Annotated in this window: 21 protein-coding genes and 1 tRNA gene; 6 read left to right on the top strand and 16 right to left on the bottom strand. The window is 68.4% G+C overall.

Annotation, left to right across the window (positions count from 1 at the left end):
• Positions 1 to 76: 76 nt before the first annotated feature.
• On the top strand, positions 77 to 577 hold the full coding sequence (locus tag VKV57_07100) for a hypothetical protein (GenBank protein ID HLW59678.1): 501 nt from the start codon (positions 77 to 79) through the stop codon (positions 575 to 577).
• Positions 578 to 589: 12 nt separating this feature from the next.
• Here VKV57_07100 and queA read toward each other — a convergent pair whose 3' ends face one another.
• The 9 genes from queA to VKV57_07055 form a co-directional block, all read right to left on the bottom strand.
• A complete protein-coding gene (queA, locus tag VKV57_07095; GenBank protein ID HLW59677.1) occupies positions 590 to 1,609 on the bottom strand; it encodes a tRNA preQ1(34) S-adenosylmethionine ribosyltransferase-isomerase QueA in 1,020 nt (339 codons plus the stop codon).
• A 32-nt stretch (positions 1,610 to 1,641) separates the two neighbouring features.
• Entirely contained in the window at positions 1,642 to 2,781 is a 1,140-nt protein-coding gene (locus tag VKV57_07090; GenBank protein HLW59676.1) for a SpoIID/LytB domain-containing protein, read from the bottom strand.
• Between the two features lie 8 nt (positions 2,782 to 2,789).
• Positions 2,790 to 3,005, bottom strand: coding sequence for a DUF2905 domain-containing protein (locus VKV57_07085; GenBank protein ID HLW59675.1), 216 nt, complete (start codon positions 3,003 to 3,005; stop codon positions 2,790 to 2,792).
• Positions 3,002 to 4,021 (bottom strand): Holliday junction branch migration DNA helicase RuvB, encoded by a 1,020-nt coding sequence (gene ruvB / locus VKV57_07080; GenBank protein ID HLW59674.1) that lies wholly within the window; start codon positions 4,019 to 4,021, stop codon positions 3,002 to 3,004. The genes VKV57_07085 and ruvB overlap by 4 nt, the downstream gene beginning before the upstream one ends.
• A gap of 53 nt (positions 4,022 to 4,074) precedes the next feature.
• Positions 4,075 to 4,707: a Holliday junction branch migration protein RuvA gene (ruvA, locus tag VKV57_07075; GenBank protein HLW59673.1), complete on the bottom strand. Its 633-nt coding sequence runs from the start codon at positions 4,705 to 4,707 to the stop codon at positions 4,075 to 4,077.
• Positions 4,704 to 5,213: a crossover junction endodeoxyribonuclease RuvC gene (locus VKV57_07070; protein ID HLW59672.1), complete on the bottom strand. Its 510-nt coding sequence runs from the start codon at positions 5,211 to 5,213 to the stop codon at positions 4,704 to 4,706. The genes ruvA and VKV57_07070 overlap by 4 nt, the downstream gene beginning before the upstream one ends.
• A gap of 178 nt (positions 5,214 to 5,391) precedes the next feature.
• Entirely contained in the window at positions 5,392 to 5,853 is a 462-nt protein-coding gene (locus VKV57_07065; protein ID HLW59671.1) for a DinB family protein, read from the bottom strand.
• A 12-nt stretch (positions 5,854 to 5,865) separates the two neighbouring features.
• On the bottom strand, positions 5,866 to 6,606 hold the full coding sequence (locus VKV57_07060) for a YebC/PmpR family DNA-binding transcriptional regulator (GenBank protein HLW59670.1): 741 nt from the start codon (positions 6,604 to 6,606) through the stop codon (positions 5,866 to 5,868).
• 161 nt (positions 6,607 to 6,767) lie between these two features.
• Entirely contained in the window at positions 6,768 to 9,221 is a 2,454-nt protein-coding gene (locus VKV57_07055) for a penicillin-binding protein 1A (GenBank protein HLW59669.1), read from the bottom strand.
• A gap of 193 nt (positions 9,222 to 9,414) precedes the next feature.
• On the opposite strand from VKV57_07055, the gene VKV57_07050 reads away from it, so the two are divergent.
• Together VKV57_07050 and VKV57_07045 are read left to right on the top strand one after the other, a co-directional pair.
• Positions 9,415 to 10,461 (top strand): Ldh family oxidoreductase, encoded by a 1,047-nt coding sequence (locus VKV57_07050; protein ID HLW59668.1) that lies wholly within the window; start codon positions 9,415 to 9,417, stop codon positions 10,459 to 10,461.
• Positions 10,462 to 10,866: 405 nt separating this feature from the next.
• On the top strand, positions 10,867 to 11,454 hold the full coding sequence (locus tag VKV57_07045; GenBank protein HLW59667.1) for a GNAT family N-acetyltransferase: 588 nt from the start codon (positions 10,867 to 10,869) through the stop codon (positions 11,452 to 11,454).
• Between the two features lie 13 nt (positions 11,455 to 11,467).
• Here VKV57_07045 and VKV57_07040 read toward each other — a convergent pair whose 3' ends face one another.
• On the bottom strand, positions 11,468 to 12,061 hold the full coding sequence (locus VKV57_07040) for a hypothetical protein (protein HLW59666.1): 594 nt from the start codon (positions 12,059 to 12,061) through the stop codon (positions 11,468 to 11,470).
• A gap of 426 nt (positions 12,062 to 12,487) precedes the next feature.
• Between VKV57_07040 and VKV57_07035 the strand changes: the two genes are divergently transcribed.
• The 3 genes from VKV57_07035 to VKV57_07025 all read left to right on the top strand — a co-directional run bounded on the left by VKV57_07035 (position 12,488) and on the right by VKV57_07025 (position 16,362).
• Entirely contained in the window at positions 12,488 to 14,005 is a 1,518-nt protein-coding gene (locus VKV57_07035) for a glycosyltransferase family 39 protein (protein ID HLW59665.1), read from the top strand.
• Between the two features lie 121 nt (positions 14,006 to 14,126).
• Complete coding sequence (locus tag VKV57_07030) at positions 14,127 to 15,494, top strand: glycosyltransferase (GenBank protein HLW59664.1); 1,368 nt, start codon at positions 14,127 to 14,129, stop codon at positions 15,492 to 15,494.
• On the top strand, positions 15,475 to 16,362 hold the full coding sequence (locus tag VKV57_07025; protein HLW59663.1) for an alpha/beta hydrolase: 888 nt from the start codon (positions 15,475 to 15,477) through the stop codon (positions 16,360 to 16,362). Before VKV57_07030 ends, VKV57_07025 begins: the two co-directional genes overlap by 20 nt.
• 101 nt (positions 16,363 to 16,463) lie before the next feature.
• On the opposite strand, the gene VKV57_07020 is transcribed toward VKV57_07025, so the two are convergent.
• The 6 genes from VKV57_07020 to VKV57_06995 all read right to left on the bottom strand — a co-directional run bounded on the left by VKV57_07020 (position 16,464) and on the right by VKV57_06995 (position 23,597).
• A tRNA-Ile gene (locus tag VKV57_07020) sits at positions 16,464 to 16,540 on the bottom strand.
• Complete coding sequence (locus tag VKV57_07015; protein ID HLW59662.1) at positions 16,531 to 18,150, bottom strand: glycosyltransferase family 39 protein; 1,620 nt, start codon at positions 18,148 to 18,150, stop codon at positions 16,531 to 16,533. Before VKV57_07015 ends, VKV57_07020 begins: the two co-directional genes overlap by 10 nt.
• 9 nt (positions 18,151 to 18,159) lie before the next feature.
• Positions 18,160 to 19,377 (bottom strand): tyrosine--tRNA ligase, encoded by a 1,218-nt coding sequence (tyrS, locus tag VKV57_07010; GenBank protein HLW59661.1) that lies wholly within the window; start codon positions 19,375 to 19,377, stop codon positions 18,160 to 18,162.
• Positions 19,378 to 19,396: 19 nt separating this feature from the next.
• Positions 19,397 to 20,338, bottom strand: coding sequence for a cation diffusion facilitator family transporter (locus VKV57_07005; GenBank protein HLW59660.1), 942 nt, complete (start codon positions 20,336 to 20,338; stop codon positions 19,397 to 19,399).
• Positions 20,335 to 22,704 (bottom strand): endonuclease MutS2, encoded by a 2,370-nt coding sequence (locus tag VKV57_07000; protein ID HLW59659.1) that lies wholly within the window; start codon positions 22,702 to 22,704, stop codon positions 20,335 to 20,337. Before VKV57_07000 ends, VKV57_07005 begins: the two co-directional genes overlap by 4 nt.
• Complete coding sequence (locus VKV57_06995) at positions 22,701 to 23,597, bottom strand: metalloenzyme (protein HLW59658.1); 897 nt, start codon at positions 23,595 to 23,597, stop codon at positions 22,701 to 22,703. The genes VKV57_07000 and VKV57_06995 overlap by 4 nt, the downstream gene beginning before the upstream one ends.
• Positions 23,598 to 23,668 lie beyond the last annotated feature (71 nt).

The raw sequence follows: 23,668 nt of genomic DNA, 5'->3' as shown, positions 1-23,668 counted from the left end.
AACACAGCCCCATCGCTTGAGGTCCTCCCACCGGTCGGGTACAATGCCTTCGGGACGACCCACGAAGGAGGCGCCGATGAGCGAAGACACGCCGGGGGCCGCAGCGCCGGGGCCCGAGGTGAGCCGGGAGGAGAAGATCGCCGCGGCAAAGGCGAAGGCCGACGCGATCAAGGCGCAGCGCGCCGCCGGAGCGTCGGGTGCCGCGACCCCAACCCCTCCGGTGGCCCGGCCCGCCGCCGCGGCCGGAGTCCCCGGGCGCGCGACATCGGTCAATCCCGGGGGCGCGCCTCCGGTCGCCCCTCAGAATCCCAAGATCGAGGCGTTCGGCACCCTCACCCAGGGCGTCGAGCTTCGCTGCGACGCCACGGAGATGCAAAATATCGAACGGCTCCTGGGCGGGTTGGGTCTCTACCGGAATCCGCTCCGCGGCGTCTGGCAGCTCGACTATCGCTACTACGCCGAGGCCCGCACACGCCTCCGGGCCGCCGGCTACCAGGTGGAAGGCCGGGATTATCTCGGCCGCCCGCTCGAACAGTGGAATCCGCACGCGCGCGGGTGGACGCGGCTCGCCCCGTAGACCCGGGATCGCTCACAGCAACAGCATCGCGTCCCCGAAGCTGTAAAATCGGTAGCGCGCGCGGATCGCTTCCACGTACGCCGCAAGGATGCGTTCGCGCCCCGCGAAGGCGCTGACCAACATCAGCAGGGTCGAGCGCGGCAGGTGGAAGTTCGTGATCAGTGCATCGGTGGCGCGGAAGCGGTATCCCGGGGTGATGAACAGTGTGGCGCCCCCGCCCCCCGGCCGCACGCGCCCGTCCTCGTCGGCGGCCGACTCCAGGGCGCGCACGCAGGTCGTGCCGACGACGACGATCCGCCCCCCACGCGCCCGCGCCGTGTTGATCGCCTCCGCCGTCTCGCCGCTCACCTCGAAGGCCTCCTCATCCATGCGGTGGCGGGTCACGTCGTCCACCTTGACCGGCCGGAACGTCCCGAGGCCGACATGCAGCGTCAGGAACGCGGTCCGCACCCCGAGCCCGCGGACTCGGGCCAGCAGCGCGTCCGTAAAGTGCAGCCCGGCGGTCGGCGCCGCCACGGCGCCGACCCTTCGCGCGTACACCGTCTGGTAGTCCCCTCCTTCCGGGATGCGCCGGATGTAGGGGGGGGTGGGCATCTCCCCGATCCGCTCGAGGATCGCGTGCAGGTCCCCGTGATGTTCAAGCGCGATGAGGCGGGTCCCGGTGGCCGTCCGCTCTCCGGCCACGCCTTCCAACACCCCGCGGGCGAAGATGAGGCGGGCGCCCGAACGGACCCGGCGGGCCGGCTTGATCAGCGCCTCCCACTCGCCGTCGGACCTCGGGCGCAGCAGCAACACCTCCACGGCGCCTCCGGTGGGCCGCCGGGCCCGCAGCCGCGCGGGCAGGACCTTTGTCTCGTTCAGCACCAGGACGTCGGCGGGTCGAAGGTACTCGGGAAGGTCGTGGAACACCCGGTGCGCGAGCGTCGAGGTCTGCCGATCCAGCACCAGAAGGCGCGAGCTGTCCCGTGGGCGTGCCGGGACCTGTGCGATCAACTCGCGGGGAAGCGCAAAGTCGAAGTCGGAGAGCCTCATCGAAACCGAACCGGACGAGCGGTGGGCGCGGCCTAGTACCGCCGTTCCACCGAGATCCCGGTGTAGTAGTAACTGAGGATCTGCTCAAAGGTATATCCTTGGAGGGCCATCGCCCGCGCCCCCCACTGATCCAGCCCGACGCCGTGCCCGGAGCCCCGCCCGGTGAAACTCATGTCCGCACCCTCGCGCGTCATCGTGAACATCGTGCTGCGAATCAAGCCAGCGCCCAGCACGAGGCGGAACTGATTGGCGCTCAGATCCTCGCTCTTCCCGCCCTCCTCGACCAGGCGCACGGTGATCGCCCGGCCCCAAGGGGTGACCCGGCCCGGTTCAACGCTCACCAACCCGGCGACGTCCACCCCTCGACGACGCAGGTCCTCTTCGATCGTCGAGAGCGGCAGCCGTGCCGCCCACTGGCTCCCCGGCGCCTGGAGGGCGAAGGGGTCCGGCACCCCGCGCAGGTAGGGGTGAGAGGTCCCCCAAACGTTCTCGCTGTCCTCGGTGTGCCCGCCCGAATTGGAATGGTAGGCGGCGAAGATGGGATCCCCATGGAACGTCGCCACCAGCCCTCGCGTCGCCTCGACCGCGGCGATGGCCGCGGGGTCCTCTCCGGCCACGCCCAGGTAGACCTGGGAGTCGGTCGTCGCGCGGAGCTGATAGCCTTCGGCCGGGTACTTCACGTGCGACGACGCGAGGTTCTCCAACGCCAGCGTCCGTGCCGCCACCGCCTGGGCCTTCACCGCTTCCGGCGGCCAGTGCGGGTCGATTTCGCCCTTGATGACGCCGTAGAGATACCATTCGATGTCCACCTCATTGATCGCGGTCACCCGGGCCGCCGCGGTGCGGCGGAGCTCGATCACCCCCCGGTACGGCACGCCGTTCACCCGGAGAAATCCCGTCTGAACCGTGAGTCGCACGGCGGGCCCAAACGTCGTCCCGAGGATGCTCATCCCCGTGGCCGTCGGTTGAAACACCCAGGGACCGCCGATCAGCAGGGCGGAGCTCCCCGCGAGGAGGTCGACCGCGGAGATGGGGCCGTCGCCCTCGATGCGAACCGCCGGCTGCTCGACCGCGACCCCGACCCGGACAAGCGGCGGCTCGCCTGCCGATGCCGGAAGCCGCGCACCGCCCCCCAGGCCGAGGAGCGCCAGCGCCACACCCGCAGCGATCAACCGGCTCCTCATCGGCGGGCGAAGAAGAGGTTCAGCAGGAGCGTCAGGAAGAGGCTGAGCACGATGCTCGTGACGATGGGGATGTAGAGGGTCCATCCCCTCCGCTGCACGATGATGTCGCCCGGCAGGCGCGGGATCCCCCCCACCAACCACACCACCGCTCCGGCCGCGGCGATGAGCAGCCCAAGCCCCACCAGCAGGCGCCCGAGGTGGGGGACCGTCATGCAAACAGCGAGCCCTGGCTGCGCGGGCCCCGCTCCGGTGCCGGGATGCCCAGATGGTCGCAGGCCTGCGGCGTGACGCGCCGGCCGGCCTGGGTGCGGGTCAGGAATCCGATCTTCAGCAAGAACGGCTCGGCCATCTCCACCAGACTGTCGACCTCCTCGTTGAGGGTCGCGGCCAGCGCCTCGATCCCCACCGGGCCGCCATTGTACACCTGGATGATCGTCCGCAACAACTCGCGGTCCTGGGCCGTCAGCCCGAGCGCGTCGATCCCTTCGAACTCCAGGGCCTCCTGCGCCACGGCGAGCGTGATGCGCCCCTCGGCCCTGACCTGCGCATAATCCCGCGACCGCCGCAGCAGCCGGTTCGCGATCCGCGGCGTCCCTCTTGCGCGCCGGGCGATCTCCGCGGCCCCGTCCTCAAGCACCTCGACGCCCAGGATAGAGGCTGAGCGCGTGACCACCCGGGTGAGCTCGTCCACCGGGTAGAAATCGAGATGGTGGGCGATGCCGAATCGCTCGCGCAACGGCGATGAGAGCAACCCCGCACGGGTCGTCGCCCCCACCAGCGTGAAGGGCTTCAGCGTATAGCGAAGCGTGCGTGCGTGGGCGCCTTTCTCGATGGTGAAGTTGACGCAGAAATCCTCCATCGCCGGGTAAAGAAATTCCTCCACCGCCCGTGGCAGCCGGTGGATCTCGTCGATAAACAGCACATCGCCACGGGCCAGATTCGTCAGGATCCCCATCAGGTCGCCGCCGCGCTCCACCGCGGGCCCGGAGGTGGTGACGATGCTCGTCCCCATCTCCTCCGCGATCACGTTGGCGAACGTGGTCTTGCCGAGCCCGGGCGGCCCGTGGAGCAGCACGTGGTCCAGGGCTTCCCCCCGCTCGCGGGCCGCCTGGAGGCTGATACGGAGGCCGCTCACCACCCGCGACTGCCCGATGCACTCGCCGAGGGTTCGGGGGCGCAAGCTGCGGATGAACTGCTCGTCTTCCGCACGACTCCGCTCCCGTCCCACCGCCTCGGGGTCAGGGGCCGGCTCGCTCCGCGGTCCGACCACGCGTTCCCGCGTCACGCCAGCGCCCCCCGCTCGGCGCGATAGACTTCCTGGAACAATTCCTCCGCGGAGGTGATCCCGGCATTCCGCTTCAGCGCCTGCTCGACCATCTGGCGTGCCTCCGCGGATCGGTGCCCGAGCTGGCGGGTCAACACCTCCAGGACCTCCTCCCGGAAGTCCACGCCGGCGTCGTCGGGGACCGCCGGCGCCTCGGAGCGGAGCAGTGCGTACTTCCCCATCTTGCCGCGAAGCGCCGCGACGATCTTCTCCGCCGTCCTCTCGCCGATCCCGGGCAACCGCCGCAGGAACTGAGTATCCTTCCGCTCGATCGCATCGGCGATCGTCTCGATGGGATGGACGATCGCTTTCATCGCCTTCGTCGGGCCCAACCCGTCCACCGTGATGAACCGCTCGAAGAACTCCTGCTCCACCTCGCGCAGGAACCCCACGAGCAGCGGACGCGGCTGGTTCGCGGAGACGTGATAGGAGATGTGCAGCTCAACGATGTCGCCCGATCCGTCGGACTGGCCGCGGACCGCGTCCCGCATGAACCCGGGAAGGTGCACCTCGTACCCCACCCCACCGCACTCGATGACCAGCATCTGCTCGAGGCGGCGCAGCACCCGACCGCGAAGAAACGCGATCACGCCGACCCGCGTACGGCCAGCGGCCGCCCGAGCGATTGGCCGCGGCGGGAAAGGGCGACGAGCGCCACCGCCAGCGCGTCCGCGACGTGGGTGCCCGGGTCCTCGGCCATCTCCAGGAGGATCCGAACCATCCGCTGCATCTGCCGTTTCCCGGCCCGGCCGGATGTGATCATGGCGCGCTTCACCGACGCGGGCGGAATGGTATCGATCGGCACCCCCGCCTGCGCGGCCGCCAGACAGATCACCCCGCAGACGTGCCCCATCACGATGGCCGTGCGGGGAAACCCCGGGTGGGCGAAGATGTCCTCGATCGCCAGGAGATGCGGGTGTCCGTCCCCCACGATGTCGGTGAGCCCGGCGTGAAGTTCGTGAAGGCGGGTGGGCAACGACTGGGTCCCATCGGTGCGGATGAGCCCGGCATCGATGACCGTGGGCCCATCGGGGGCCCCCTCGACCAAACCGTATCCGGTGAGCCGCAGGCCAGGATCAATCCCAAGGATGCGCATACCCTGCTCCGTCAAAGTGTCGGTGGAATAGTTGAGCCAACGATCATGGGAGATCCGAACCAGTGTTCGCCGCTTCCCTGCCCCGCTCCTCTCAGCCCCTCACACGTTGCGCCGGGGAGAACTGGCAACGCCGCCCGGGCGTGCCCGGCGCGGCGTTCGGGAGGCGAGGGCACAGAGGCTACCGCTCCAAAAAGAGCGGCTTCACCCCACGCATCCTCATATAAATAGCCAGTTGGCCGTTGTGATAGAACATGTGCGGCACTTCCGCCGCGACGACCACCCCCTGGGCCATCTCCGCGCCCCAGGGGACCCGAACGATTCGGGCGGCCTCCTCGTCGGTCAGCCCGCCGAGGCTCGCGAGAAACCGATCCCCCGCCTGCGACAGCGCCGACAGGACCTGCGCCTTGGCCGTGTGCCGCTCAGGAGGAAACGGCATCAGCCGTTCCCATGCCGTCTTCCCGATGTTCTCGCCGAATGTCACGGTGGCGTTTGCCATATGCAGCGCAATTTCCCGGAACGATCGGGTGTCCAACCCCTCCGGCTTGAACTCCAGCCCATCGGCGGGCATCGCCTCCACGTTCTTCCGCACGGTCCTCCACACCAGGTGAAAGCCCGGCTGCACCGCCTCGCGGATTCCCATCGGCCCGCTCGCTCACCCCACCTGCTGGAGCACTTCGTCTGGGATGTCGAAGTTCGCGTAGACGGTCTGCACGTCGTCGTGGTCCTCCAGGGCTTCCATAAGCCGCAGCACCCGCTGCGCCTCCTTGCCCTCGAGCGGCACCGTCGACTTCGGCACGAGGGTGACCTCCGCGGAGATCAGCTTGTACCCGGCCCCCTCGAGCGCCTGGCGGACGGCGGCAAAGGTTTCCGGGGTCGTCGTGATCTCGTACTCGTCGGAGGTCGTCTTCATATCCTCGGCGCCGGCGTCCACCGCCTTGGTGAGGACCTCTTCTTCCGACGCCGCCTCCTTGCCGAGGGTGATCAGGCCCTTTTTCTCAAACAACCACCCCACCGACGCGCCCATCCCGCCCTCCGCCTTAGCGAAGATGTTCCGGATCTCCGACGCGGTGCGGTTCTTGTTGTCGGTCTGGGCGACGACGAGGACCGCGACCCCACCCGGAGCCATCCCCTCGTAGGTGACCTCCTCGAAGGTCACCCCCTCGCCCCCTCCGGTCCCACGCTGGATGGCCCGCTGGATGTTGTCGTTGGGCATGCTGGCCTCGCGCGCCCGCTCGACCGCGGCCCGAAGGCGCATGTTGCCGCTCGGATCGCCCCCGCCTTCCTTGGCGGCGATGATGATTTCGCGGGCCAGCTTGCTGAACAGCTTGCCGCGCTGTTGGTCGACCTTCGATTTCTTGATCTTGATGTTGTGCCACTTGGAGTGTCCGGACACGGCCGCTCCCCCGCTTCCGCTAACGCATACGAACCGCAGGTCACACCTGCAACCCTAACTATAGTCCGGCGCCCATCGCGGTGCAAGGAGTTCGGGGGCCGAGGGTCGGCGCGGCCGGCCCCCTCCTCACGGCGCGAGGAGACCACCCGCGAAGGAAAGGGTTAGTGCTCCTGGACGGCGAGGCTCACCGTGGCGGTGTCCCGGCCGTCAACCGCGGACACCGTGATCGTGAACGTGGAGCCATACGGCTTGATCGTCGGGCTCACGAGGTACGAGAAATTGCCGGCAGTATCCGCGGGGATGTAGACGTCTGCCGCCTGCACGTCCAGGAACCCGCCCTTCACGTGGACGATGATGTGCACGTTCGCGCCGGGACGGGTGGTGCCCGTGATCTCAAACGGCGCCGTGACCTGGGCTCCATTCGCGGGGGAGGTCACGGAGAGGGGCAGCGACGCCCCGCCCGACGCCGGTCCCACCGGCCCCTGCGCGTTGGCGGGGACGGCGGGTGCGGCCGTGCCCCCCGATGGGGCCACGGAGGCGGCGGGTGCTCCCGGCGGAGTCGGGGAGGCGGCCGGCGTCCCCGGTGGAGCCGGGGCGGGCGCCTCGGGCTCGGTGCCCTTCATGAACAGCTCGGGCCGTGAGTCCGTGCACTCGGGGGTGGCCGGTCCGCCGGTCGACCCGCAGATCGTCGCCGCGACCACCCCCTCCGGGCGCACCCAGTCGGTCTTCGGCAATTGGGCGGTGACGGGCTTCATAAACGACGCCCAGATCTGAGCGGGCAGCCCCCCTCCCACGACGCGGTTCATCGCGGAGTCGTCGTCGTTCCCCACCCAGACCGCCGTGACCATCGACGGGGTGAACCCGATAAACCAGGCGTTGCGGTAGTCGTCGGCGGTTCCGGTCTTCCCGGCCTGGGGAATCCCGATATTGGCCGCGGTGCCCGTCCCCCGCGCCACCACGCCCTTCAGGAGGTCGGTCATGATGTAGGCAACCTCGGGGCTCAGGACCACCGTGCGCTGCGGGACGTTGTCCTCAAGGACCTTCCCCTTCGAGTCGGTCACCCGGAGAACGGCCAGGGGAGTCGACCGGATCCCTCCGCTGGCAAACACCCCATAGGCCGACGCCATCTCCAGCAAGGTGACGTCCGAGGATCCCAGCGTGAGCGAAAGATTGGGCTGCAGCGTGCTCTGGATCCCCATGCGGTGGGCCAGGTCCACGATCGCCTGGGGGCCGATCCTCGCCTCCAGCCGAATCGCGGCCACGTTGATGGAGTTCTCCAGGGCGTACCGCATCGTGATCCACCCGTGCCACGTGTGGTCGAAGTCCTTGGGCTCCCACGTCTTCCCGTTGGGCAGGGGGAACGAGATCGGATCGTCGTCCAGGAGGGTGGTGAGCGGGATGCCGTGCAGCAGCGCGGTCGTGTACGTGAATGGCTTGAACGCCGAGCCCGGCTGGCGGTGCGCCTGCCACGCTCGGTTGAACTGGCTGGCGTGGAAGTCGTACCCGCCGATCATCCCCCGAATGTACCCGTTCTGCGGATCCAAGACGACCATCGCCGCCTGATGCGCGTTCAGGTGATCATGGGTCGCACGGTCGATCCCCGCGCGCACCGCCGCCTCGGCCTGAGCCTGCAGGGAGAGGTCGAGGGTCGTGAAGATCCGGAGTCCGCCCTTGTACAGCACATCCTCCCCGTACTTCGCCAGGAGCCCGGGAAGGATGTAGCTGACGAAGTACGGTGCGCGGATCCCGATGAACCCGGCGTTCCCCTTCTCGATCAAGTGGATCGGCGCAACGTCGGCGACCCGCATCTGCGCGGGCGTGATGTCCCCGAGGTCGACCATCCGCTGCAGGACCTCGCCCCGGCGCGTCTTGGCCTGGTCCAGGTGCTCGTAGGGCGAGTAATAGGACGGCGCGCGAATCAGCCCCGCCAGCAGGGCGCTCTCCGGGAGCGTCAGATCCCGCGCCGGCTTTCCGAAGTAGACCTCCGAGGCCGCTTCCACGCCGTAGGCGCCTTGCCCAAAATACACCTGGTTGAGGTAGCGCTCCAGGATCTCATCCTTGGTCAGCCGCCGCTCGATCTGGATCGCCAGCAGCATCTCGGCGATCTTTCGGCTGAGGGCTTTCTCGTTGGTCAGGAAGAGATTCCGGGCGAGTTGTTGAGTGATCGTGCTCCCGCCCTCGGCAAACCCCTTCTCGCGGACGTTTCGGAAGGAGGCGCGCAGGACCCCCCGCAGCGAGATCCCATGGTGCCGGTAGAAGCCCGCATCCTCTGTATCGATCACGGCACGCTGCAGGACCCGGGGAATCTTCGACAGTGGGACGTTTGCTCGGTTCTCCTGATACAAGCTGGCGATCAGTTGCCCGTCGGCGGCATAGATGCGTGTCGCCTCGCTCGGAGGGGTGTAGAGGGCCTCAACCGAAGGCAGGTGGCCGCCGATCGCGAGGGCGGTCCCGACCAGCACCCCCGCTCCCGTGAGGAGCACCGCCACGCCGACCAGCAACGCCGTGAGCAGCGAAGGGACGAGCCAGGCGGGGGTCCCGCGGGACTGACGGACGGCGGTGCGACCCCGGGCACCGGGGGAACCGCGGGTGGGTCGTTCCGGGGGTCTGTTCACAGCGGGCACCTTTCCATCAAGAGGGCGGCGACGATGCGCTCAGGGTGCACAATCCCGGCGGATCGATTGCGGCCGCCGCTGGCGCTCCCGGTCACCGGCCCCAGTATACCCTACCCCGGCCGAGGGCAGCAAGGACAGGAACGACCGCGGATGCGAGAGAATCTGTCCGTACCCACACCTCGGAGGCCCGAGTATGCCCCTCGCTGCATCCCAGTTGGCCATGTTTGTCGAGGCCGTGTTCCGCAAGGTGGGGGTCCCTGACCCAGACGCGCTCCTCGTCGCGGACACGCTCGTGGAGGCCGATCTGCGGGGTGTTCATTCGCACGGCGTGATGCGGCTTCCCATTTATATCAAGCGCATCCAGGCGGGGCTGGTCCGCCCACAGGCCACCGTCACCACCACCGCGGACGGACCGGCGTTCGCTCAACTCGATGCCCACGGCAGTCTCGGCCAGGTGGTGGGGGCTCGGGGGATCGATCTGGCCATCCGCAAGGCCCGCGAGGCGGGGGTCGGGGTGGTGGGGGTGGCGCATTCCACACACTTCGGCGCGGCTGCGTACTATGCCATGCGCGCCGCCGCCGAGCGGATGGTCGGGATCGCGATCACCAACACCCTCCCGCTGATGCCCCCGGTGGGTGGCGCGGCGCCGATCGTGGGCAACAACCCGATCGCCTACGCGATTCCGGCCGGCCGGCACCGCCCGGTCGTCTTGGACATCGCCACCAGTGTCGTGGCGCGCGGTAAGGTCCAGCGGGCGCAGGGCCGGGGCGACCGAGTTCCGCTGGATTGGGGCGTCAACCGTCAGGGGCAGCCCACCGACCGCCCCGAGGAGATCATGGAGGGGGGAATGCTGCTCCCCTTCGGCGCGCACAAGGGATTTGGCCTGGCGATGATCTTCGATCTGTTGTGCGGACCCCTCGCGGGCGGCGGGTGGTCGGCGGGAGTCGCGGGGCTCGCACTGCCCGAACACAACCGTCCGCAAGAAGTGGGGCACCTGTTCGCCGCGGTCGACGTGGCACGGTTCCGCCCTCTCCCCGAGTTCCTGGCAGAGGTCGATCGCTACATCGATATGGTGCACGCGACGCCGCGGGCGCCCGGAGTGGAGCGCCTGTACGTCCCGGGAGAAATCGAATTCGAGATGGCGGACGCGCGACGCCGGGACGGCGTCCCGCTGGACGCCCATGTGGTGAAGGGCCTGGAGGCCCTTGCCGAGGAATTTTCGCTGGATCCCATCCGGTAACCGACTGGCGTCACGGGACGATCGGGGTCCATTTGTCGCGCCGCGCATCACCGCTCCTCAGGAGTGCCCCGCGTCTACCGCCGGGGCCGATCCCTCCTCAGGTATACCCCGGGGGCATCGTTTGAAACGAGCGCATCGCGATCGGATCGGAACACTCGATGATGTTTAGCCCGCGAACGCCGCGGGGAAACATAACATGGGGCATCTCCAGGGGCGCCTGCCGGAATTCCCCCCTTCCCCGACTAGGATAGCTCAGGGAGATGCCCCGGCCTCATTTTCGCACCCGCTCACCCCGCTCACCCCGCTCATCCGCGCCGTGCCGACCCCGATCGACGTGCCGGCAAACCCAACTGGGACTGGGACACGACACCGGGAGGAAGCGCCCCGCGCCAGGGGCGAACTCTAATGATCCGCGCGCGCCGAGGCCGGTGGCGTGAGGTCGGCAACGCGGACACCGACCCGCCGAGCGTGACGGGAGGGACCGCCGTCATGAGGTGTCTCGTCCGCAGGGGAAGCGCGCACGACCGCCCGTGGGTCGAAGCGGTTCTCCGTGAGCATTGGGGCGGAACCACAATCGTCAGTCGCGGCACCGCGCACGACGGGCTCAGCCTTCCCGCGCTGGTGGCCGAACGCGATGGAACCCGCTGCGGGATCCTGACCTATCGGCTGGTTGATGCCGAGTGCGAGATCGTGACGCTAAATGCCGTTCCCGGCCGTCAGGGAACGGGGAGCGCGCTCATCGACGCGGTCGCCGACGAGGCGCGGCGCGCCGGGGGAAGGCGCCTCTGGCTGATCACCACGAACGACAATCTCGACGCGCTGCGGTTCTACCAGCGGCGGGGCTTTACCTTAGCGGCGATTCACGTCAACGCGATGACCGACGCCCGAAAGCTGAAACCGGCCATCGCGATGATCGGGACTTACGGCATTCCCATCCGCGACGAGATCGAGTTGGAGCGGATGTTGGTCGCGGCTCCCGGGCGGCCGGCCTGAATGCCGCGGCCGCTCAGCGGACTTTATACGAGACCAGCTCCGTCGACTTGCCCGAGAGCAATCCCCCCCAGTACCCGGCCGACGCCCACGAAATCTTCACGTAGGTTTTCGCCTGCGCCGCATACCAGATCACGAAGTCGCCGCAACTCTTCTTGGTGATGTTGCACTGCCTGCCTTTGATCTGAAAGGCGGGAAAGGTGCCGGCCGGAACCGTCACCGGACCGAACGCGTCGACGGTTGACGTGGTCGTATAGTCATCGGTCTCCGTCCCGGTGATGCCCCGCGGGGCCCTGCTGTTCGAACTCCACCGCTTCTGCAGTTGCAGCGGCCATTCGAAAGTGGAGAACGCGTTGAGGGAGAGATTGAGATCGACCTGGACCACGCGCACATTCGCTCCGGTCTTACTCTCCACAGAATACTGGCGGGGGGTCACCCCGCGCACCGTCAATGTAAACGGGACCCCGTCAGCTCCCGCGTAGGTCCACGTGTCCCCCACCGCCCAGGTGGGCTGCTGCGCCACCGGGGGGGGCGTTTGGCCGAACGATGCCGGGGTCAGAACGCTCAACACCGCCGAACACACGAGCGCAATCACGAGGAATCGCATCATGGGTCCACCTCTCTTGTGCCTAGAGCATACCACGTTTCCAGAGAATCTTGCCGGAGTCGTCCGAACGAATCTCATCATCCCAAGTGATGAGTGATCCGCCCTGGCAACGCGTCCGAGGCCAGCCCATCTGCGCACGATCGGGAGCGGGGACATCGACCAACGCCGGCGCGGGAGAAGTCCCTCCCCCGACCGCCGGGCGCGACAGAGCGCGCCTCGCCCCACACCACCCATTGGGCCTTCGTCCCCCCCTCCGGGCCCGGTTGCGGGATTGGCAGGAATTGAGCCGCTCGGACCTTACCTCCGAGTGTTGCACAGAATGAGCGAATCGGGCGAAGGTCTGGCCCGCAAGAGGCGCGGGCATAAAGGAACCGTGGTGGATCAACCTCACGTGTTCATGCAACGGATCTTCGCTTCGGAGCTCCCGTCATGTTGCGGGTAACCTCGCCGCAGCGGGAGTGGCTGCGCACGCACATTACCCCTGAGTTGCTGCTCGTCGTGGGAATCGTGTATCTGGCCGCGCTCCTCAGGTTCTTTGCCCTCGGAGAAAAGAGCTTCTGGCTGGACGAGGCGACAAGCATCACGATCGCCCGATTGGATTGGCCTTCGCTGGTCTCGGCCGTCATGCACCAGGAACCAAATATGAGCTTGTATTATGGCCTCCTCCACCTCTGGCGCCACCTGGGCGAGCGCGAGGCGACGCTCAGGAGCCTTTCCGCCATCGCCGCCGTGGCCACAATCCCGACCGTCTACGCCATCGGACGCCGCGCGTTCGACGCGAGGGTGGGGTTGCTGGCGGCCCTATTCCTGGCGGTCAACGCGTTCGATATCCGCTATGCTCAGGAGGCTCGCAGTTACGCGCTGCTGGTCTTCCTGACGAGCCTTGCCACGTTGGCGTTGGCGCGGAGCGTCGAGCGGCCGTCTCGGTCCGCTTGGAGCGGTTATGTGCTCATCTCGGTGGCGTCCGTGTATAGCCATTTCTTCGCGGCCCTCGTCCTCCTCGCCCACGTGGTCTCGCTGGCCTTCCTCCGGCGTCGCATCCTCACCACCCAGGCGCTCATCTGTCTGGGGCTCGTCGCCCTCCTGACGGTCCCCCTGGGGATCGCCGCGAGTCACGTCACCGGCGCGATCGGGGGGATTCCCAAGCCGAGCCTGCCCGGGATCTACTACACGCTCATGGCGATCACCGGGGCCGGCGGGTGGCTCCTTCTCCTCGCCTACGCCCTCGCCTGCCTCCTCGCCTGCGGCCCAATTTGGCGGGCGTGGACGTCCGCGTCAACTTCAGTCGAGGCCTGGCGGTATGGCGTCGTTGTCGCGTGGCTTCTGGTGCCGATTCTGGCGGCGCTCGGCATATCGCTGATCAAACCCGTGTTCAGCGCACGCTACTTAGTGGTCTGCCTGCCGCCCCTCAGCATCCTTGCCGCCATCGGGGTCACCAGGATCCGCCCCCGATGGGCGTCTGTCGGCGCGGCGGTGGCCATCGTCGCCCTGTCCGCCCACGGCATCCAGAGCTACTTTGTTTACTTTCCGAAGGAAAACTGGCGCACGGCCACCCAATTCATCATCGCGCAATCCCGCCCTACCGACGCCGTGCTTTTCTATCCGCCCTACGTTCGGGAACCATTTGATTACTACCGCGACGACACGGGGCACACCGACCCCACCGTGGTGTTTCCGGAGCGCCCGTTCGTGCGCGCACTCGCCAACCCCGTCACCACGCCGCAACAATCGGTCGACGCGGTGGTTGATGAACTCCCGGCACGTTACGATAGGGTTTGGCTCGTCGTGGGGCGCAACGAGATGGGAACTCCGGATGATCTCGCCGGGGGTCGGGCGCTCCTCGCCCGGCTCACTCAACCGTATCCAATCGTGAGAACCCGCAGATTTTTCGGGATCCTCGTCCTTTTGTGCGCGAAACCCGATTATCTCGGCCGCAAGGGACCATAACGGCACATTCAGGAATCACCAAGGCACAGGTGTAAACTCTTGCGCTCGACAGGAGGACGCAAGAACGGCCGAGTAAGTCTGATAATGCAAGTGGCGGGTCGGCCATCGTGGTGGAGCGACGATGACGAAGAATATCGGGACCTCGGGTGGCGCGCGACACTCCCGCTCATCGACCTGGCACCACGCGTTGACGCGCCCCAGGCGGGCCATCTTCGTCTCCTCATCGATCGGCCTCGGCCACATCCAGCGCGACCTGGCGGTGGCCCGGGAACTGCGCGCGCTCGTTCCGGACCTCGAGATTCATTGGTGGGCGCAGCACCCGGCCACGGTGGCTCTGGAGGCAGCGGGGGAGCGCATCCATCCAAAAAGTCACCTCCAGGCGCTGGAATCGGCGCACTGGGAGGAAGAATCCTCGCAGCACGAGCTCCACGCCTTTTATGCGTTTCGCCGAATGGACGAGATCCTCGTGGCCAACTTCATGCTGTTTCATGAGGCTGTCCAGGAAACGCCCTACGATCTGTGGATCGGCGACGAGTCGTGGGAAGTGGACTACTTTTTGCACGAGAATCCGGAGCTAAAGTCGGCCCCCTACGTCTTCCTGACCGACGTGATCGGCTTTCTGCCCGTGGACCCTCTGGGCGATCCGCGCGAGGCCGCGCTGTGTGCCGATTACAACGCCGAGATGATCGAACAGCGCGCTCGGTACCCCGCGCTGCGCGATTTGTCATTGTATGTTGGGGAATACGATGACCTTCCGGACGCGGCATTTGGCCCCGGACTGCCAACCATTCGCGACTGGGCACGTGAGTGGTTCGCTCCAGTAGGGTACATCTTGCCGTTCGACCCGTTGGAGTACCGGGATCCGCCCGCCCTGCGCGCGCGGCTAAGGTATGGCACCGGGTATCCGCTGTTATTCGCCGCCGTCGGGGGGACGGGCGTTGGGCGCGACTTAGTGGAGCGCGTGGTGGACGGTTTTGCGCTGCTCACGGAGTCGAGGCCCAATGCCCGGATGGTCGTCGTCACCGGTCCGCGCCTCGCGCCGGCGGACGTGGCCGATGTACCCGGCCTGGAAAAACGCGCCTACGTGCACAACCTCTTCGAACACCTGGCGTGTGCAGACGCCGCGATCGTCCAAGGCGGCCTCAGCACCACGATGGAACTGGTAGCCACGCGCCGCCCGTTCGCCTACGTTCCTCTTCGCAAGCACTGGGAACAGCAGCACCACGTCTCATGCCGGCTGCGTCATTATGGGGCCCTCACCCGGCTGGAGTATGGGGATTTGACCCCCCGCCGCGTGGCGGAGACTCTACAGCAACTCGTCGGGGCGCCGGTGACCTATCGTGAGGTTCCGCGCGACGGCGCGAGACGCACCGCGGCGCAGATCGCGGCATTATTGTCGGGCAGCTCGTCAGGCACCCGGTCAAGTGGCGTGGGCCAGCTGCCTGTGGACGCAACGCCGGGGAGCGCTGATGCGGGCCCGGTACCCTGACCAGGAAGGATACGTCGAGCGCGGCGGCGTTCGCACGTTCTACGAGATCTATGGGAACGGGACGCCGACCGTGCTCTTCCTGCCCGCTTGGGCGATCTGCCACTCTCGCATCTGGAAGGCGCAGGTTCCCTATTTCGCGCGCCACTACCGCGTCGTCACTTTCGATCCACGGGGAAACGGCAGGTCCGATCGTCCGCTGACCTCGCAGGCGTATGCGGACACCGAGTATGTCCAGGATGCGCTGGCTGTCATGGACGCGACTCGGACCGAGCGCGCCGTCATGGTGGGTCTTTCCACTGGCGGGTGGCTTGCGGCGCTGCTGGCCGCGCACCATCCGGACCGGGTGCTGGCCGCGGTCATGATCGGTTCCAGGTCGCCGCTGGGGCGGCCGCTGCCAGAGCGAGCGGTGTACAGTTTTGAGGATCGCCTTGAAACCGAGGACGGCTGGGCCAAGCACAATCGTCACTACTGGCGCAAAGACTATCGGGGGTTCCTGGAATTTTTCTTCTCCAAGGTCTTCTCGGAGCCACATTCCAGTAAACACATCGAGGATGGGGTGGCCTGGGGGTTGGAGACGACGCCGGAGGTGCTCATTGCGACGATCGAAGGGCGCGGCGTCTTGACGCACCTCACCGAGCACCCGGAGGAGGCCGTGGCCCTTTACCGGTCGATCCGATGCTCCGTACTCGTCATTCACGGAGATCAGGACAAGATCGTCTCATACACCCATGGTGTCGCGATTGCTGAAGCGACCGGCGCTCCCGTGGTCACGGTGATTGGTGGGGGGCATCACAATTTCGGCCGCGATCCGGTGAAGACCAATCTAGTGTTACGCGCCTTCATCGACCGCGTGTGCGTTCCACAATAGCTGACGCTAGATTTCCAGGGTAGATGCGGCGTCCAGCACTGATCGGACAGCCCTATCGATTCTCCAGACCAACACAAGATCGATCCTGCATTGATAAATTATGGTGGGCCCTCGTGGACTCGAACCACGGACCTCACCCTTATCAGGGGTGCGCTCTAACCACCTGAGCTAAGGGCCCGCCGGATCCCATACTACTCGGAAGCCCTTCCGCGCGTCAATGTAGGGGCGGGAGGGTGGGATCCATCCCTTCTGCCCTGCGGACGTGTGCGCCCACGCGGCGGGGGCGATCTGGACGTAACGATGACGCGCCAGCCTGGAGCGCAGCGCGTCGTCGACAGGGTAGTACGGCGGCTGGGAGTGCCAGTAATCGTTGAGCAGGATGTAGTCGAAGGTTTCCCGGTCGATCGCCCTCCGGACGTCGCCGTCGCCGCCGATGAGGATCACCCACGCCGGATCCCCCCCCGCATAGAACATCGTCTGGGGCGCGTCTACCACCGTGTGCCCCCGCGGGAGGCGCGCCACAACTTTTGCCGAGTAGAACGGCGCCGGATCGAGCGGTGCGGGATGCGCGGTCATCGTCCGGCTCAAACGATCGGTCGTCGGATCCCACAGCACGTACGCGGCGTTCAGTGCGACGACGATCCCGAGCCCGATCAGCACCGCGCGGCCGAGCGCGTCGGCCGAACGCCGCGCGGCCAGCGCCGCCCACAGCCCCAACGCCGCCAGCGTCACGAGGAGGTACGTCGCCGGGAGATCGTAGTACCGGTTGACGACGCTGGAATACGGAAACACTAGGAACAGCGATACCCACGGCCAGCACCAGATGCCGAGCCAGCGAAAGCGCGGGCGCCAGCGCCAGGCGATCGGGATCCCGGCCAGGAGAAGCGCCCCGATCGGAACGAACAGGTGCGACATCACGATCAGCGGTATCTCGATCAGCGCCTGCTCGACCCCCCGCAGCGTCCAGGGGCGATGGTAGAAGCTCCCCACGGTCCGCCCCGTCCATTCGCCGTACAGCACCCACGCCGCGCTCGGCAGGACGGTTAGGGCGACACACGCCGCGGCCGCGAACGCGGCCGAGAGAGGTCGACGGGGACGGAGGGCCCACCACCAGGCGAGGAGCGCCGGGTAGACGAGTACCGCGGTGAACTTGAACCACACGGCGAGGGCGGCCCACACCCCGGCCGCGATCAGCTCCCTCCCACCCCCGGAGTCGCGGTGCCGCAGCACGGACACCGCGGCGGCCAGCGCGCAGGCGATGCTGGGAGTGTCCAGCTGGGTGTTTTGCGAGTAGTAGACGATCCCCGGAGCGGTCGCCACGAACCCCGCGGCGGCGAGGGCAACCTGCTCGCTCCCGAGCAACCGGCGGACGAGTGCGGCCACGAGCACAATCGCCGCGACGCCGCAGAGGACCCCCGGGAGCCGCGCCGCCCACTCGTGCGGGCCGAACGCCCGGAACGCCAGCCAGATCAACCAGGGCACCCCGGGGGAGAACGTGTAATCCGCCCCGAGGTCGTCGTGCTGGGACCAGAGCCCGTACCGATCAAAGTTCAGCGCGATCAGCGCGTAGTGCCCCTCGTTCCACCCGGTGGCGCCGAAGCCGTTGAACGGACGGCCGAGATCGGCGACGCGGAGCGCGGCCCCCAACGCGGCGGCCAGGACGAGCCCCCAGCGATAGAGGCCGGGGGAGAGGTGACGTCCCTCCCACGGCGCGGGGCCGTTCGGTCGAGGCAGAGAACCGGGTTCGCCGGGGGCGGACCGACCGCCGCCCCGCTCGCGCCTGGCCACGTGTCGGAGTTACTCGCCGAGGCGAACGCGGGCGAACCGGCGCCGGCCGACGCGGATGAGCATTCCGTCCCGGACCGCGACGTCGACATCCTGGTTGATGCGCTCGCCGTTCAGGCTGACGCCCCCCTGGCTGATCAGACGGCGGGCCTCGCCGTTCGAATCGGCCAACCCGGTCTCCACCAAGAGGCGGACCAATCGGATGGCGCCGCCGCGGAGCCGGTCGGACGGGAGGTCCACGTCGGGGATCTCCTCGGGCAGCTGGTGGGACGCAAACACGCGTTCAAACTCGACCGCCGCCGCCCGCGCCGCCGTCTCGCCGTGGTAGCGGGCGGTGATCTCCCGGGCCAGCCGCGCCTTCACATCGCGGGGGTGGGCCCGCCCGGCCGCCAGGTCGCCCTCCAGCTCGCGGACCTGGGGGAGCGGCATCAGGGTGCAGTACTCGAAATACGGAATCATCAGGGCATCCGCGAGCGACATCCCCTTACCGTACATTTCGCTCGGCGGATCGGTGATCCCGATCGCGTTGCCCAGGCTCTTGCTCATCTTCTGCACGCCGTCGAGCCCGGGCAGCAGCGGGGTGAGCACGACCACCTGCGGCTCCTGCCCCAGCTCGCGCTGGAGCTCGCGCCCCATTAAGTTGTTGAACTTCTGGTCGGTGCCGCCGAGCTCGACGTCGGCCTCGATCGCCACCGAATCGTAGGCCTGACACAGCGGGTAGAGCAGCTCGTGCAGATGAATCGGCAGGTGCTCCGCGTACCGCTTCGCAAAGTCGTCGCGCTCCAAGATCCGGTGCACCGTGGTGCGGCTGGCCAGCTTGATCACGTCGTAGAATTTCATCGCCCCCAACCAGTGGCTGTTGAAGACGACGCGTGTCCGGGCCGGGTCGAGAATCAGGCCGTACTGATCACGGTAGGTCCGGGCGTTGTCCTCGATCTGGGCGGGGGTGAGCGCCGGACGGGTCTCGGATTTCCCCGATGGATCACCGATCAGCCCCGTAAAATCGCCGATCACCAGGATCGCCTCGTGGCCCAAATCCTGAAATTGCCGCAGCTTCTGCAGCACGATGGCGTTGCCGATATGGATGTCGGGAGCGGTGGGGTCCAACCCGAGCTTGATCCGCAGCGGTCGCCCCTGGGCCAGCTTTTGGAGCAGCGCGTCCTCGGTAATGATCTCGACGGTCCCCCGCCTGAGCTGCTCGAGTTGGGCGGCGGGGCTGAGGGGGCTCACGCGTGTGATTATAACATCCTCACCCGGACGTTGTCCCCGCGCGCGGCGTGCAGTTGGGGTGGCCCGAATCGGCGAACTCCTCGTCCTCCACCTGCAGCGTGACGTGCCCGAGGCCGTAGCGGGTGTTCAGCAACCGGCAGAGGTCCGCGAGCACCCGCTGGCTCTCCCGCCCGTCGGCGATCAAGACGTGACCGCTCACCGCCTCCACGCCGGAGGTCAGCGACCAGATGTGCAGATCGTGGATGTTCACCACCCCCGGCACCCCCCGCATCGCCTCCTCCACCTCGAACAGCGAGAGCCGGTGGGGGGTCCCCTCCATCAAGATCTGCACCGCCTCCCGGAGCAACGGCCACGATCCAGCGAAGATCAGCGCCGCGATCGCAACCCCCGCCACGGCGTCGGCCCGCGTCCATCCCGTGGTGAGGATGACGAGGCTCGCGGCGATCGTCCCGACCGCGGCGGCGGCATCGGCGAGGACATGAGCGAACGCCACGCGGAGGTTGAGGTTCTCCTCCCGTCCCTGGGCCAGCACCGCGCTCGCCGCCAGGTTGCCGCACAGCCCGAGCAGCGCCACCACAAGCATCCCCGGGGCCGAGACGGCGTGCGGCGTCCGAAACCGAGCCACGGCCTCGTAGATGATCGCGGCCGCCACGGCCCAGAGCGCCAGGCCGTTCGTGGCGGCGGCGAGGATCTCCGCCCGCCGGTAGCCGTAGGACATCCGGGGGGTCGCCGGCCGGGCGGCCAGCCAACTCGCGGCACAGCCGAGCCCCAGCGTCCCTACGTCCACCAACAGGTGCCCGGCATCGGCGACCAGCGCCAGGCTGCCGGTGAGCCACCCGCCGACCGCCTCGACGGCCATCAGGCCGATGGTCACGAGGAGCGCCGCGACGAAGGGCTGACGAGGGTCCGCCGCCCCGGCCGGGCGGCCGTGCGGACCGTGCGCGTGCAGCCCCGCGCTCACCGGCGTGCGAGCTCCACGATCGTCGCCCCGGTCCCCCCCTCGCCGTCCCCGCCCAGCCGGAACGCGGCGACCTCGGGGTGGTGGGAAAGATGCTCGCGGACGGCGTGGCGGAGGGCGCCGGTGCCCTTGCCGTGAATCACGGTCACCCGCTCCAGCCCGGCCAGGCCCGCGTCGTCGAGGTACTTGTCGAGCTCCAAGATGGCGTCATCGGCGGCCATCCCGCGGAGATCCACCGAAGACGGCACCTGGAGCGCCTTCTCGAGCCCCGGGGACGCGAGCGGGGTACGCACCGGATCGGGTGCCTCGGGCGCGGAGAGCCGCCTGAGATCGGCGATCGGCACGCGAACCTTCAGGCTGCCGGCTCGCACCTCGACCTCGCCCCGGTGATCGGGAGCGACCTCCACCACCGCCGGCTGGCCGAGCGACACGACCAGCACGGTCTCCCCGACGCGGAGGTCTTCGGGAGGCGCTCCCGCCGCGGGCGACTGCGCGTGCGCTCCGTAGCGGTCGGCGGTGCGGCTCAACTCCTGGAGGTGCGCGCGCGCCTGGGCGGCGGCCTGGGGAGACGGACTCGCCTTGATCGACGCCAACAGGCCCTGGAGTTCCTCGCGGCCGCGCCGCACCGCCGACCGCACCTCGGCCTGTGCCTGCTCAAACAGCACGCGCCGCTGCGCGTCGAGGCGGCGCGCATCCTCCTCCACCTGCGCTTGCCTGAGCTCGAGCTCCCGGCGGGCGCGGGCGGCGGCGTCGCGTTCGCGGGCCAGAGCCTCGCGCTCGGCCTCGACCGACCGCAGCACCTGGGTGAGGTCGGCGTCCTGCTGCGACAGCGTGCTCCGCGCCCTCGCCACGATCCCCGGGTCGAGCCCCAGCCGCTCCGCGATCGCGAGCGCGTTGCTGTGGCCGGGGGTGCCGATCAGCAGCCGGTACGTCGGCCGCAGGGTGATCTCGTCAAACTCGACCGAGGCGTTTTCCATGCCGGGGTGCGTATACGGCATCGCCTTCAATTCGTTGTAATGGGTGGTGACGGCGGTGCAAACGCCCACCGCGTGCAGCGCCTCGATCAGAGCGCGGGCGAGCGCGACGCCCTCGGTGGGATCGGTACCGGCCCCCACCTCGTCGAGGAGGATCAGGGCGCGCGCGGTCCCGGGAGGATCGCGGTCCAGGTCGCGGAGGATCTCGACGATGGCGGTGAGGTGCGAGGAAAATGTGGAGAGATTCTGCTCGATGCTCTGCTCGTCGCCGATGTCGGCGTAGACGTGGGGAAACACCGCCACCTCGCTGTCGGGAGAGGTGGGAATGTGGAGGCCGGCCTGGGCCATGAGCGTCAGGAGCCCCACGGTCTTCAGGGTCACGGTCTTCCCCCCCGTGTTCGGCCCGGTGATGATCAGCGTGCGAAACCGCCCGCCCAACTGCACGTCCACGGGGACGACCTGCCCCGCGAGCAGGGGGTGCCGGGCGGTGTGCAGGTCCAGTCGCCCCTCAGCGTTGAGCCGGGGCGCGGATCCCGCCATCTCCAGGCTGAGGCACGCCTTGGCCGCCGCCAGGTCGAGCGCTGCCAGTCCCTCGAGGGTGACGGCGAGATCTTCGGCCGCTCCCCCCACCGCGCCGCTCAACGCGGCGAGGATGCGGGCCACCTCCTCGCGCTCCTTGATGGCGAGCTCGCGGACGGCGTTGCCGAGCGGGACCACCACCAGCGGCTCCATGAAGACCGTCACGCCGCTCGACGACTGATCGTGTGCCACCCCCGGAAACTGGTTTCGGAACTCCGCCCGTACCGGCACCGTGTACCGGTCGCCGCGGATCGTGATCAACGACTCGCGCAGCATTCGGACGATCGCCGGGGTCCGCAGCACGCCCTCCAGCCGGTCGCGCAGCCGCGATTCCGCCGTCCGCCGCTCGCGTCGAATCTTCCCCAGCTCGGGGCTCGCCCCGTCGAGGATCTCGCCGTCCGGGCCGATCGCCCGACCGATCGCCTCTTCCAGATCCGGAAAAACGACGACGGACTCGGCCACCTCCGCGAGCATCGGGACCTCCGCCCGCCGCGCCAGCACAAACCCCTTCACGCTCCGGGCGACGGCGACGGTGTCGCGGATATCGAGCAGTTCCCGGATGTCGAGGCCGCCGCCGATCGCCGCCCGGTGAACCGCATCGCGGATCTCGCGGATCCCTTGGACCGGGAGGCCGCTCCCCGTCTCGGCCAGCCCCCGCGCCTCGGAGGTCTCCTGCTGTGCGCGGGCCACCTCCGCGAGCACCGGAGAGGGGCGCAGGGCCAGCGCCGCTTCGCGGCCCAGCGTCGAGGCGCAGCGGGCGGCCAGTCGGTCGGAGATCGCCGAGAACTCCAGGACCCGAAGCGAGCGGGGGGTCACGGAGGCACCCCATTCCCAAGCGCGGCGAGACAGGCGGGAGCGACGTCGGTGAGATCGCGCAGCCGCCCCCCCATCCGTTCCCGCCCCGCCCCGACGAGAAGCGCCGGCACGGGGTTCAGGGTGTGCCCCCGCGTCCGTTCATCCTCCAGGTTCCCGTGGTCGCTGGTGACCAGCATCAGGGTGTCCGCCAAATCGACCGCGGCGAGGGTGGCGCCGAGGAACCGGTCGAGCCGCTCCACCACGCCGAGGCGGTCGGGGACGCGGCCGTGGCCCGCCAGATCGGTCTGGAAGAACTCGAACAGCGTAAAGGCATGCGCGGCGGAGATTTCGGCGAGGTGGCGGCCGGCGTCTTCGGGCGAGATCAGGGGGACGGGATGGCCCCACTCGCGCGGACGCGCATTCGTCAGGTCGTGGTACACCGCCCGGCCCTCGCTCAGGTCGTCGACGCCCCTGAGCGGGATCCCCGCCTGAATGGCGTTGAGGGTGATCGCGGCGTGGCGGAGGCGCCGCCCCTCGACGGCGGCAAAGTAGTCCTGGGTATAGGCGTTCGCCAGGGTCGCCTCGACGCCGGCCGCGCGCAGACGCGGGAAGAGTCCCCGCTCCAAAAGGAGGTGCCGCAGGACCTGCGTCGGATACGCCGTGACGTGCCGGCCCGCCAGCGCGGGCGCGTTCTCCCCCGTGAGGAGCGTGACCTGCCCCGTCGCGCTCTGGGGCAAGCCGGGAACCCCCAACCGGGCGTCGAGGGGCACCATCACGGCCTGCTCGGTCCTAACCGGGCCGCGCCCGGCCAGCGGGCCCCCTAGGAGCCGACGAATCGTGGGCGTCTCGGCCCGGACCAGTGGGTTCGCGGCCGGGTCGGGATCACCCAGCCCCACCCCGTCAACAAACACCATGAGGATCCGCACCGCCCGCATGATACCACAAACGTGGGCCGGGGGGACCGCCGGCCCGAGGGCGCCCCTCC

The organism is bacterium, assembly GCA_035307765.1.
Classification (GTDB): domain Bacteria; phylum Sysuimicrobiota; class Sysuimicrobiia; order Sysuimicrobiales; family Segetimicrobiaceae; genus Segetimicrobium.
This window is presented reverse-complemented; position numbering and strand designations above follow the sequence as displayed.